The sequence below is a fragment of the Candidatus Merdisoma sp. HCP28S3_D10 genome (assembly GCF_052065835.1).
GTDB lineage: Bacteria > Bacillota > Clostridia > Lachnospirales > Lachnospiraceae > Laedolimicola.
On the sequence record NZ_JBQHTG010000004.1, the window covers coordinates 220086 to 232617 of the forward strand.

The 12532-nt window shown below is 53.5% G+C and carries 12 protein-coding genes; all 12 read right to left on the bottom strand.

Going from position 1 to position 12532, the window contains the following annotated elements:
- Positions 1-2358 carry an ATP-dependent DNA helicase gene (locus tag ACTNCH_RS11415; RefSeq protein ID WP_441018000.1) on the bottom strand — a complete coding sequence of 786 codons (2358 nt, stop codon included), beginning with the start codon at positions 2356-2358 and terminating at the stop codon, positions 1-3.
- Positions 2359-2516: 158 nt separating this feature from the next.
- On the bottom strand, positions 2517-2744 hold the full coding sequence (locus ACTNCH_RS11420; RefSeq protein WP_441017998.1) for an HPr family phosphocarrier protein: 228 nt from the start codon (positions 2742-2744) through the stop codon (positions 2517-2519).
- Positions 2725-3021 (bottom strand): hypothetical protein, encoded by a 297-nt coding sequence (locus ACTNCH_RS11425; protein WP_441017996.1) that lies wholly within the window; start codon positions 3019-3021, stop codon positions 2725-2727. Before ACTNCH_RS11425 ends, ACTNCH_RS11420 begins: the two co-directional genes overlap by 20 nt.
- On the bottom strand, positions 3008-3685 hold the full coding sequence (locus ACTNCH_RS11430; RefSeq protein WP_441017994.1) for a thiamine diphosphokinase: 678 nt from the start codon (positions 3683-3685) through the stop codon (positions 3008-3010). Before ACTNCH_RS11430 ends, ACTNCH_RS11425 begins: the two co-directional genes overlap by 14 nt.
- Positions 3682-4341, bottom strand: a complete 660-nt coding sequence (rpe, locus tag ACTNCH_RS11435) for a ribulose-phosphate 3-epimerase (RefSeq protein WP_441017992.1) — start codon at positions 4339-4341, stop codon at positions 3682-3684. The genes ACTNCH_RS11430 and rpe overlap by 4 nt, the downstream gene beginning before the upstream one ends.
- 2 nt (positions 4342-4343) lie before the next feature.
- Positions 4344-5222, bottom strand: a complete 879-nt coding sequence (gene rsgA, locus ACTNCH_RS11440) for a ribosome small subunit-dependent GTPase A (protein ID WP_441017990.1) — start codon at positions 5220-5222, stop codon at positions 4344-4346.
- Between the two features lie 23 nt (positions 5223-5245).
- On the bottom strand, positions 5246-7717 hold the full coding sequence (pknB, locus tag ACTNCH_RS11445; RefSeq protein WP_441017988.1) for a Stk1 family PASTA domain-containing Ser/Thr kinase: 2472 nt from the start codon (positions 7715-7717) through the stop codon (positions 5246-5248).
- 12 nt (positions 7718-7729) lie between these two features.
- Positions 7730-8455, bottom strand: coding sequence for a Stp1/IreP family PP2C-type Ser/Thr phosphatase (locus ACTNCH_RS11450; protein ID WP_441017986.1), 726 nt, complete (start codon positions 8453-8455; stop codon positions 7730-7732).
- Entirely contained in the window at positions 8421-9512 is a 1092-nt protein-coding gene (gene rlmN / locus ACTNCH_RS11455; protein WP_441017984.1) for a 23S rRNA (adenine(2503)-C(2))-methyltransferase RlmN, read from the bottom strand. Before rlmN ends, ACTNCH_RS11450 begins: the two co-directional genes overlap by 35 nt.
- A gap of 1 nt (position 9513) precedes the next feature.
- Positions 9514-10872: a 16S rRNA (cytosine(967)-C(5))-methyltransferase RsmB gene (gene rsmB / locus ACTNCH_RS11460; protein WP_441017982.1), complete on the bottom strand. Its 1359-nt coding sequence runs from the start codon at positions 10870-10872 to the stop codon at positions 9514-9516.
- Complete coding sequence (locus tag ACTNCH_RS11465) at positions 10865-11578, bottom strand: zinc metallopeptidase (RefSeq protein ID WP_441017980.1); 714 nt, start codon at positions 11576-11578, stop codon at positions 10865-10867. Before ACTNCH_RS11465 ends, rsmB begins: the two co-directional genes overlap by 8 nt.
- A 17-nt stretch (positions 11579-11595) precedes the next feature.
- Entirely contained in the window at positions 11596-12528 is a 933-nt protein-coding gene (gene fmt, locus ACTNCH_RS11470; RefSeq protein WP_441017978.1) for a methionyl-tRNA formyltransferase, read from the bottom strand.
- Positions 12529-12532 lie beyond the last annotated feature (4 nt).

The window sequence follows — 12532 nt, forward strand, 5'->3', positions numbered from 1 at the left end:
TTATCGCATTTTCCAGAAGTTCTCTATCTGTTCTCCTGCGTTTCCCAGCCGGCAGCCCTGCACGTTTCCCCACTCCAGGGGAAACAGCCGGGTATACTCCGGGCTTCCGAACCGATCGTCCAGCAGGAGCACCACTCCCATATCCTCTTCTGTACGGATAACCCGGCCTGCGGCCTGCAGGACCTTATTCATGCCCGGATAGCGGTAGGCGTAGGCAAAGCCGTCCATCTGCCTTCCTTCATAGTATTGCCGCAGGATTTCCCGTTCGTTGCAGATCTGAGGCAGTCCGGTGCCCACAACGGCCGCTCCTATGAGACTTTCCCCCTTCAAATCAATGCCCTCGGAAAAAATTCCGCCCAGTACACAGAAGCCCAGAAGGCTTTTCTCTTCCTGCGGTTCCCGGAAACGGGCAAGAAATTCCTCCCGTTCCTTCTCTCCCATGCCGCTCTGCTGAATCAGGCAGTCGGTTTCTCCCCCATCAAGCTCCAGATAACAGTCCCAGATCTCCTCCATCATACGGTAGGAGGGAAAGAAGGCCAGATAATTTCCCTTCCGCGCTGCCGTCATGGTCTTCAGGTATCCGGCTATCCGCCCGTATTCTCTAAGGTTCCGGCGGGTATAACGGCTGCTCACGTCCTGTCCCTGAAGAAGCAGACGCTTTTCCGGAAGGAAGGGCGAGCGGGCGTAGACGGCATAATCGTCCTCCGCCCCTAAAAGGTGCTTATAATAGGGCATGGGCAGCAGGGTGGCAGAGAAAAAGATGGCCGAGCGCCCCTGATCCAGGCAGGCACAGAGATTCTCTGCGGTTTCCACGCAGTACAGCTTCAGATAGAAGTTTCCATTTTCTCCCATTTCGCTGTAAATCACATAATTTTCGTCCAACAGATCTGCTGTATTCAGGAAGTTCCGCAGGGAAAACCAGAATTCCAGTACCTTCTGATCCAGCTCCGGCTCCAGTCCCTCCTCCCGCAGGCGCTCCAGCTCCGCAGACAAAGACAGCGCCATGAGAATCAGGGGATCCACATTTTTGTGAAGCTGCCAGCTCTCGCATTCACGCTTCAGCCCCAGCAGATAGCGGTTGCAGCGTTCTAATAGGCGCTCCGCCTTGTGATCCCGTCCTTTTAGCGCCCGCTTCAGCTCCAGGAAATCCTCCTTGCAGAGTACGGCGCTGAACATCTCCCGCCCCCGCTCCACCAGGTTGTGGGCCTCGTCAATCAGGAACAGATAGTCCCCCTTAACGCCCTCGCCAAAGAAGCGCTTCAGCCGCACGTTCGGGTCAAAGACGTAATTGTAATCACAGATCACCACATCGGTCCAGGAGGCCGTATCCAGACTCAGCTCAAAGGGACAGACCCGATGCTTCCCGGCCTGGGCCAGAAGTGCCTCCCGCCCCAGGGCGTCCGGGCCGGTTGTGAGCAGCTCATAGACTGCCTCATTAATCCGGTCAAAATGCCCCCTGGCATAGGGGCAGGCCTCCGGGTTGCAGTCCGGCGTCTCACAGATACACAGCTTCTCTTTGGCAGTCAGCGTCACTGCCTTCATGCGCAGTCCCTGCTTCCGGAGGACCAGAAAGGCTTCCTCCGCCACCGTCCTGGTTACCGTCCTGGCTGTCAGGTAAAAGATCCGGTCTCCCAGTCCTTCTCCCACCGCCTTCACTGCGGGAAAGACCGTGGACATGGTTTTGCCCACGCCGGTGGGCGCCTGGATAAAAAGCCGTTTTTCCCGGGCAATGGCGCGGTAGACACTGTAGGCCAGCTCCCGCTGGCCCTCCCGGTAGACAAAGGGAAATTCCAGAGGCTGAATGCTGGCCTTCCGGGTCTTTTTCCATTCGTACTGGAACCGGGCCCACTTTTCATAACGCCCCATCAGCTCGTCAAACCACTGATCCAGCTCCTCCCGCTCATGGATTGTGCGGAAATAACGCAGCTCTTCTGTCTCCAGGTTCCCATAAGTCATCTGCACGCCGATCTGCCGCAAATCCTGCTGTCTGGCATAGATACAGGCATAACAGAGAGCCTGGGCCAGATGTACCGGAACCGGCTCCTCCAGAAGGGCCACGTCCCGGTAGGTTCCTTTGATCTCATCGATGTAAATCCTGCCGTCCTCTTCCAGGATCCCGTCCGCCCGGCCCTCCACCAGACAGTCAAACTCTCCCATGGGAACCAGATATTTCAGGCTCACCTCGGCGGTATAATGGGCTCCCATACGCCGCTGCAGCTTCCGGTGCAGCCGGCCTCCCGCCTGCATGGCCGTTAAATCTGTTTTTCCGCCTGTTCGATTGTCCAGATCTCCCGATCGGAGAATAAACTCTACTAAATCACGTACCGAGATACGAAGCTGGGTTCTTGTCTCTTCCATTTTCCTGACTCCTGTTGAATTCTGGGATCCATTATAGCATGAAAATAGAATCCTGTAACACCGTGTTTCCTATTACAAATAGAATCCCATCGGAATTTCCTGTTATATAAAAAGAGCCCCCGGCATACTGCCGGAGGCTCCCTCTTCCGCGTTCCTATTTATGAAACTGCATACTTTGCCAGCACACGGTCAAATTCCCCGCTCTCACCATGACATTTCACGGTCAGTACCTGGTTCAGATCCATGCTCAGCACACCAAGAATGGACTTTGCGTCAATCAGAATTCGATTGTAAAAAACATCTACATCAAAATCACACTTGCTGGCGCCCTGTACAAACTCCTGTACATCCTCCGTTGCATTCAGCTTAATCTTTTTTGTCTGCATTTCTTTTCACTCCTTCAGGCTTGAATACGCATTCACGTTTCGATGGACGTATTATGACAGCAAGCTCCGGATTTGTCAATCCCCGGACAAGCTCTTTGTTTCCCAAGGATTTTGCCCCTTTTTTTAGTGATTCTGCACAAAGATTTTTCACGGTTCCTCGACAATCTTTTTCAAACTTCAGATGCTTTCCCCATAATTTTACATTCTCATTTATCTTATCATGCAGACAACCGGATTTTTCACCCCGGATTTCTATTTTTCTTCTATAAAATTTCAAATTTTTTCGGCTGATCCGAAGACTCGATCAGGATAAAAACCCCTGATTTTACACATATTTCCGCTGTTTCCGCGGTAATTTCGTTGCTGACGCCAAGTCCTGCGCTTCCGGTGCTGGTAAAGGTGTAATCCGATAAGGGATACTTAACTCCGGTCAACTCTACCCCGGTAACCTCCGTCGTCAGTGGAAGCAGTGACACATACCTGCCATACTGCTCCTCCTTTTTAAGCTTGAAAGTTCCATCTACCAGCCGGATCCGGTTGTATTCGTCCAGAATCACGCAGGATACGCCCTTCTTTTTTGCCAGCATCAGGCTCTGGATATTGCCCAGGACATGATCCAGACGGGTTCCGGTGCCGCCCAGAATCGTGATCTCCCCGCTGCCCAGCTCCAGGGCCAGCTCAATGGCGATCTGGCTGTCTGTGGCGTCCTTCACCGGGTTAAACTGGCGGATCGGAATCTCTGTCTTTGTCCGGTAATACGCCACCAGCTCTGGAGCTGCTGTGTCGAAATCGCCTACAATCCAGGTAGGCTTTATGCCGTTCTCATAGAGAAATTTCAAACCGTTATCTACGGCAATGATCTGATCAAATGCTTCCTGTTTTAAAAAAGACAGGGCAAAATCCCGCTCGATTCTGCCCCCGCTTATAATGACTGTCTTCATGCTTCCCCTAATACTTTCCTGAAATCTGTTACATTCTTTTCGATGTCACCGCCAAATACCGCAGATCCTGCCACGATGATGTTGGCGCCTGCGTCCAGAACTGTCTGCACATTGTTCAGCTTGATTCCGCCGTCCACCTCGATATCGATTTCCAGTCCGCGATCCTCCATCATTTTGCGAAGTTCACGAATCTTTCTGGTACTGCTCTCCAGATACTTCTGTCCGCCGAAGCCCGGATTTATCGTCATCAGCAGCACCATATCCAGCTCTTCCAGGATATAATCCAGCGCGGACAGCGGCGTGGTCGGATTCAGGGCCACACAGGCCTTCATGCCATTTTCCTTGATGGCTGCCACCGTACGGTTCAGATGGGGGCATACCTCCGCGTGAACGGTCAGAATGTCTGCTCCTACCTCGGCAAAGGCCTTGATATACTGATCCGGATTGTCCATCATCAGATGAACGTCAAATACTGACACGGATTTTCTGCGGATAGACTCAATCACCGGAAATCCCAGGGACAGGTTCGGCACAAAATGGCCGTCCATGACGTCGATATGCAGGTACTCCGCGCCTGCCTCCTCTGCTTTTCTCACGTCCTCCCCCAGAGCCGCGAAATCCGCGGACAAAATGGACGGGGCAAGTCTGTTGATCATAACTAATACCTCCTCTTATCCTTCAACTCCTCATAGAGAAGCTTGTAATTCTCATATCTTATGGAACTGATTTTCTTCTCCTCCAGCGCTTCCTTAACGCCGCAGCCCGGCTCATGGATATGGGCGCAGCCCTGGAATCTGCAGAAGGGCTCGTATTCCGTGAATTCCGGAAAATAAGTCCCCAGCTCCTCCTTCTCCATTTCCGGCAGATAGATGGAGCTGAAGCCCGGCGTATCACAGATAAAGGTATCCTCGTCCAGGGCAAATAGCTCAGAATGACGGGTGGTATGCTTTCCCCTTTCAATCTTTCTGCTGATGTCTCCGGTCTCCATGCCCGCCTCCGGGGACAGAAGATTGATGAGGGAGGATTTTCCCACGCCGGAAGGACCTGCCACGGTTGTGGTCTTCCCCTTCAGCAGCTCCCGGATCTCAGCAAGGCCCTCTTCCCGGACTGCGCTGGTGAAGCGGACCGGATACCCGGCGCTCTCATAGGTGTCTCGAAGAAGCTTAAGCTCCTCCTCTTCCACCATATCCTGCTTGTTGAAGCAGACCACAGCCGGAACCTTCTGATACTGCATCAGAATCAGAAACCGATCCAGCAGATTGAAATTGGGCTTAGGCTTCGCTGCCGCGAAGATAACCAGGGCCTGATCAATATTGGCCACAGCCGGCCGGATCAGTTCATTCTTCCGGGGCAGGATCTCCTGGATATTTCCTTTTTTTTCTTCCCCACCCTGCACTTCCAGCCGGACATTGTCCCCCACCAGCGGCTTCACCTTCTGGTTGCGGAAGCTCCCCTTTGCTTTACATTCATAGATACCGGATTCCGCTACGTGAACGTAGTAGAATCCGGCAATTCCTTTTATTATCTTTCCCTGCATGTAAATTCTGCTTTCGGTTATGGTTACTGTGTATTACCTTCTCCGCCCTCGGAAGGAGTAGGCGGAGTCGGGGTCGGGGTCGGCGGTGTCAGACCTGTCTTACCGCACTGGGTGCATTTTCCACTGGAATCCACGTTCGGATGGGTACACACACCATAACTTACCACTACATTGATCTTAGTTCCCACGTTTTGCGTGCCATTGGGGCTGCAGGAAATGATCTTATCCTTCGCAATGCTGTCGCTGTATTCTTTGGAAATACTGCCAACTACAAATCCACGGTTTGTAATTTCATCTACGCTGTCCCCTGCACCCGGTACGGTTGCTGTCTTCACCGGCTCCGGTCCCATGCTGACTACAATGTTGACGGTGCTTCCTACTTCAACGGTGGAACCGTTTCCGGGTTTATAAGAAATTACATTTCCCTTCGGTACACTATCACTGTATGCTTCCGAACGTGATACCTTCAGGCCCTTATTTGTCAGGTAATTGGTGACTGCGCTCTCGGTACTTCCGTCCTTTTCAGCGTCTCCGATATACACTTCCTTCTTTTCTTTGCCCTTACTGATCACATAGCTTACCTTGGTATCCTTATTTACCTTAGTGCCTGCCTTCGGGCTCTGGGAGATAATCGTTCCTTCCTCCACAGTATCGCTGAAGTCCTGGGAAGCCTGACCGGAAGCCAGTCCTGCTGCCTTCAGAAGCTCCTTGGCCTTGTCTTCGGTCTTGCCTGTGATGGTCGGAACCTCCACCTGCTGATCCTCTTCCTTGCCCTTGCTGACTACTATCGTTACCACGCTGCTCTTATCGATCTTCTTGCCTGCTGCAGGAGAAGTAGAAATAACCTTACCTGCCGCTACTTCCTCATTGGCTACCTCTGTAATATCCACAGAAAGTCCCAGCGCCTCCAGTGCGCTCTTGGCCTTGGCCTCGGAGTAACCCTTTACATCGGGAACCTCCACCTTCTCGCCATCGCCGCACACATCTACCACGATGGTGGTATTGGCGTCAACCTTGGTGCCTGCTTCCTCGCTCTGGCTGATAATCTGGCCCGCTTCATACTTATCTGAGGATTTTGTCTCGCCCAGCTTGATACCCAGGCCCAGCTTATTCAGTGCTTCCTTCGCCTCGGAATAGCTCTTGCCCAGCAGATCCGGAACCTCTACCTCCTGATCCAGAACGTCCGCAATCTCCGTATCGTCGGTTTTCTTATCGCTAGAGCCTTTTCCAAAGCCCAGCACCTTACCGATAATCACGGCCAGAATAATCACGATAATGACAGCCGCCACGATACCGCCGATGGTCATAATCTTCTCCATCTTCGGATCCAGAATACCGCCGTCGCCGTCCTCATCTTCGTCCTCCTCGTCTTCCTCTTTCCCTTTTTTCAGGAAGCCGAAGAGACCGCCCTTTCTGCCGCGCTCTTCTCCGTAATCTTCGTCCTCGTCATCCTCGTAGTCGTCGTCTTCATAGTCGTCTTCGTAATCGTCCTCGTCTTCTCCGTCCAGATCTTCCTGTTCTTCCTTCAGGCGATCCAGGTAAGCGTAACGGGACTCTGCGTCATCGGAAGTCACCGGAATCCGTCCGGTCTCCCGTTTGATTTTGGAAATCTCGTCCCGGGTGATGGCTACCGTCTTAGCTCCGTCCGGCACGATCTCTTTTACAAAATTCACGTCCGGCGTAAGCAGGGACTGCTTTAAGTCCGCAATCAGCTCCGCTGCGCTTGCGTAGCGGCGATCCGGACTCTTCTCCGTACATTTTAAGATAATATGCTCCAGGCTTACCGGCACATTGGAAGCATAGACTCTGGGGGATACCATATCCTCCTGCAGATGCTTCACGGCCACCACAACCGTAGTCTCCCCGTCAAAGGGTACCCGGCCGGTTACCATCTCGTACATGACGATACCCAGGGAATAGATGTCGCTCTTGGCGTCGCTGTAGCCGCCTCTGGCCTGCTCCGGAGAGGTGTAATGAACGGAGCCCATGGCATCCGCCGTATTGGTGTTGGAGGAGATGGATTTGGCAATGCCGAAATCTGTCACCTTCACCTTGCCCTCCCGGGAAATGATGATATTCTGGGGCTTGATGTCCCGGTGTACGATCTGATTGTTATGGGCGATTTCCAGACCGGAGGCCACCTGAATAGCTATACTGGTCGCTTCCTTGACCGTCAGGCGTCCCTTCTTCTCAATATAGGTCTTGAGGGTGATTCCCTCCACCAGCTCCATCACGATATAGAAGATATTCTGCTCGTCTCCCACGTCATAGACATTTACAATATTCGGGTGGGCCAGGGCTGCTGCTGCCTGGGCCTCCTCCTTGAACTTGCGGACGAAATTCTTATCCTCCACAAACTCGTCTTTCAGGACCTTGATAGCCACAAAGCGGTTCAGCTTGTGATCCTTTCCCTTAAATACCTCTGCCATTCCGCCGGATCCGATTTTTTCCAGAATCTCGTAACGGTCTCCTAAAAACATTCCGATTCTAACCATACTTTCACCTCATTAGATGTGTTCTATTAATACGACAGCAATGTTATCTCTCCCGCCGTTGTGATTGGCCGCCCTTATCAGCTCTCTGGCACAGGATTCCAGATCCGTGCGCATATCCACAATTTCCTTGATCTGCTGATCCGGAACCATGTTGCTCAGACCATCTGAGCACATCAGAAGGCATTCGCCTTTCCGAAGCTCTGTATCAAAATAGTCCGGCTCTACATTATCTGACACGCCGATTGCTTTCGTAATAATATTTTTGTCGGGATGATTCCGTGCCTGTTCTCTGGAAATCTCTCCCATGCGGACCATCTCCTCCACCAGGGAATGATCCTCTGTGATCTGCTCGATCCGGTCACCGATTTTATACAGACGGCTGTCTCCCACATTGACAATGTAGACCTCTTCGCCCTTCACCGTAGCCGCCACCAGGGTGGTTCCCATTCCGGTGTAATTCTCCGACTCGCCGGCCTTCTCCAGAAGTCTCTGGTTGGCATACTGAAAGGCTCCCTTCAGAATCTGATAGGGAATGGTCTGCATACTGCTGGATACCGCTTCCTGTACCTTCGCAACCGTATATTCAGAGGCCAGATCGCCTGCTTTGTGACCGCCCATGCCGTCCGCCACCAGAAACAGGTTCGGAAGATTGCCTACCGGCTTCTCCGACACAAAAATATAGTCCTGATTGATCTCGCGGCATTTACCGATGTCCTTCATGCCCCAGGCTTTCAGCATCTGACTCCTCCTCTCCGGGTTCTCCGTTTTTCAGATAACGTCTGCGGAGCTGGCCGCAGGCGCCGTCGATATCGCGTCCCATTTCTCTTCTAATAGTAACATTTATACCATATTTTTCAAGTTCCTTTTTGAAATTGCCGATGACCTCCTTCTTCGGCTGCACAAAGCTGCGCTCGGTCACCGGATTTACCGGAATCAGATTCACATGGCTGTGAATGGGCTTCGCCAGGGCCGCCAGCTTTCTCGCGTCCTCCGGATAATCGTTGACACCGCCCACCAGGCTGTACTCGAAGGTCAGTCTGCGTCCCGTCTTCTGAAAATAATAGGCGCAGGCGTCCAGCACTTCTGGCAGCGGATACTTGTGGGCGATGGGCATTAGCTCCGCCCGCTTCTCCTGGGTCACCGCATGGAGCGACAGGGCCAGGGTAATGGCCAGATCCTCATCCGCCAACTGGCGAATCCGGGGCACAATGCCGCAGGTGGACACCGTCAGATTCCGCTGGCTGATATGCAGTCCGTTTTCATCGGTCAGAAGCCGGATAAAGCGCAGCAGATTGTCATAATTATCCAGAGGCTCCCCGGTTCCCATCACTACCACATTGGACACCCGCTCTCCGGTGTCCCTCTGAATCCGGTAAATCTGATCCAGCATTTCCGAGGGCTTTAAGGACCGCACCACGCCGCCGATGGTGGAGGCGCAGAAGCGGCAGCCCATGCGGCAGCCTACCTGGGAGGAAATGCACACAGAATTGCCGTGATGATAACGCATGAGCACGCTCTCAATCACGTTGCCGTCCGCCAGACGGAACAGATACTTACAGGTTCCGTCCAGCTGTGAGCGCTGAACCTCCACAATCTCCAGGCTGGTATATTCATATTCCTTTTTCAGAAGCTCCCGTAACGGCTTGGAGAGATTGCTCATCTCATCAAAGCCGGAAGCAAGCTTCCCATGCATCCAGCTGTAGATCTGACCTGCCCGGAAAGCCTTTTCCCCGTGAGCCAGAAGCTCTTCTTTAAGTTCCTCCAGCGTCAGGGATTTGATATCCTTCTGTTCCATGTTATTTTCCGTCATTCTTTCTGAATTTTGCGATAAAGAAGCCGTCGCAGGACCGGACGCCCGGAAGCAGCTGCAGGTATCCCTTTTCTGTGGTTTCGCTGTGAAGCTCCTCTGGCAGGCAGTCATTGAGCGACGCCGCCTCGTAGGGGAAATGCTCCAGAAACCAGCGGACATTTTCTTCATTTTCACCCTGATTGATGGTACAGGTGCTGTATACCAGTGTACCTCTGGGCTTTACATAAGCCTCTACCGTACTCAGAATCTTCCGCTGCAGCGCCTGAAGCTCCTGCTGCTGTTCCCTGCTCATACGGTACTTGACGTCGGTCTTTTTCGCCAGGACGCCCAGGCCTGAGCAGGGCAGATCCGCCAGCAGCACGTCTGCCTTTTCCCGGGAGCTCTCATCGAAGACGCAGGCATCCTTCACTTCTACCGTCACATTGGCGCTTCCCAGACGCTCCGCATTTTCCCGGATCAGTCCCGCTTTGTAATCCGTCAGATCCCTTGCGTCCACGTGACCCTCTGCCCCGGCCTTTTCCGCCAAATAGAGGCTCTTGCCGCCGGGGGCCGCGCAGACGTCGATACAGAAATCGCCTGCTTTCACGCCGGCTGCTTCCACCGCCAGCATGGAGCTTACGTCCTGTACCTGAAACAGGCCCTCCTGAAATTCCTCCAGGCCTGCCAGATAATCAAAGCCCTCTATCTGCAGGGCTCCTTCGATATAGGGCGCCGCCTTCACCCGGATATTCCGCTCCTCCAGACGTTTCCGAAGCTCCTCCGGGGTAATCCGGTTCCGGTTTACACGGATCGTCAGCGGCTCCTTCTCATAGAAGGCCGCCAGCATTTTCTCTGTGACTTCCCTTCCGTAGAGCCCGAGCCATTCCTTCACCAGCCATTCCGGCATGGAATAGCGTACCGACAGATAGGAGGCCTCCTCCTTCTCCGGCGGCAGCTTCACTCCGTCCAGATTCCGGGCAATATTCCGGAGCACGCCGTTTACAAAGCCCTTTAGCTGCCGGAAGCCCTTTTTCTGCGCCAGCTTCACCGCCTCGTTGCAGACGGCGGAATCCGGCACACTGTCCATATACCGGAGCTGATAAACCGACATCCGCAGGATTTCCCGGATAACCGGCTTCTGTTTTTTCACTTTTACACTGGAAAACTGATCAATGATATAATCCAGCTCAATCCGCCGCTCGAGGGTTCCCTCCACCAGGCGGGTTAAAAAGGCGCGCTCCTGTTTTTCCAAATACTGGTACTTATCCAAAACATTCCGAAGCGCAATGTGGCTGTACTCCTGCCCTGCGGAAACCTCCAGCAGAACCCCCAGAGCCAGCTCCCGGATATCCGTTCCCTTAGTCACGATTTCTTCTTCCTCCAAAGAGTATCAGGAGACGCAAGAGGGACAGAATCGAAGCCGCTGCCGCCGCCACATAAGTCATGGCCGCCGCGCTTAAAACCTTCTTCGTATCCCGGATTTCGTCTCCGTATAAAATTCCTGTATTTCCCAGAATCTGGATCGCCCGGCGGGACGCGTTAAACTCCACCGGCAGCGTCACCAGCTGGAACAGCACGCCCAGGGAGAATAACAGAATTCCCAGGTTAATCAGGAAAGAGCTGCCGGCAAAAAGCAGTCCCACCAGAATAATGGGCCAAGCTGCCTGGGTGCCGAAATTCGCCACCGGAACCAGGGCGTTGCGGAAACGCAGCGGGAAATAATCCCGGTCGTCCTGTACCGCATGGCCGCACTCATGGGCCGCCACGCCAAGCGCCGCCACGGAGGTGGAATTATAAACCACATCCGACAGGCGCAGTACCCGGTTCTTCGGATCGTAATGGTCCGTCAGCTCGCCGCTCACATGCTCAATCCGCACGTCGTAGATTCCGTTTGCCCGCAGAATCTGATCTGCCACCTGGGCTCCGGTAAGTCCGCTCATACTGCGGACCCGGCTGTACTTGGAATAGGTCGTCTTCACCTTCGCCGAGGCCCACAGGGAAATTACGACGCCAATCAGTATCAGAATATAAGTGGGATCCATATAGTAACCATAGCCATATCCATAAGGCATTTTGCAACACTCCTTTTTTAACCGAGCTTTGTGCCCGTTTCCAGACGGCAGCCTCTCAAGAAGGCTCCCGTATCCATCCGTTTCTTACCCTGAAGCTGAAGCTCGGTGATCTTAAGAGCCCCTTCGCCGCAGGCCACACAGACAGCATCCTTCGTCACATCTATAATCTCCCCACAGGCGGCATTTTCATCCGTCCTCTCACATACCTGCGCTGACCAGATCTTCAGCGTCTTGTCGCCCAGCTTTGTATAGGCGCTGGGCCACGGATTCAGACCACGAATCAGCCGTTCCAGCTTCTCCGCGCTCTCCTGCCAGTTCAGACAGCCCATCTCCTTAGTGAGCATCCGGGCATATTCCGTCGGGCTTTCGCCCTGCTTCTCCGGCTTCAGCTCACCCTTTTCCAGCTTATCCAACGCTTCCACGCAAAGATCTGCGCCAAGGGCTCCCAGCTTGTCAAACAAGCTTCCTCCGGTCTCGTCTGCCGCCAGGGCTACACTTCCCTTCAGCAGCATATCTCCGGTGTCCAGTCCCTCGTCCATCTGCATGATGGTCACGCCGCTTTCCTTCTCCCCGTCGATGACAGCCCACTGAATCGGAGCCGCGCCGCGGTATTTGGGAAGCAGGGAGGCGTGTACATTGATACAGCCGTACTGCTTCATTTCCAGAATGGCTTTCGGAATGATCTGGCCAAAGGCAATGACTACGATCACATCGGCCTCTGTCGCCCGGAGCTTCTCTATCACCTCCGGATCCCGCACCTTCTTCGGCTGATAGACTGTCAGACCATGCCGCAGGGCCGCCTCCTTCACCGGCGTGGGCTGAAGCTCATGGCCTCTGCCCTTTGGTTTATCCGGCTGGGACACCACCAGGGTAATCTCATGTCCGGCCCCGATCAGCGCCTCCAGTGTTCCCACGGAAAAATCCGGAGTTCCCATAAAAATAATCTTCATCGTT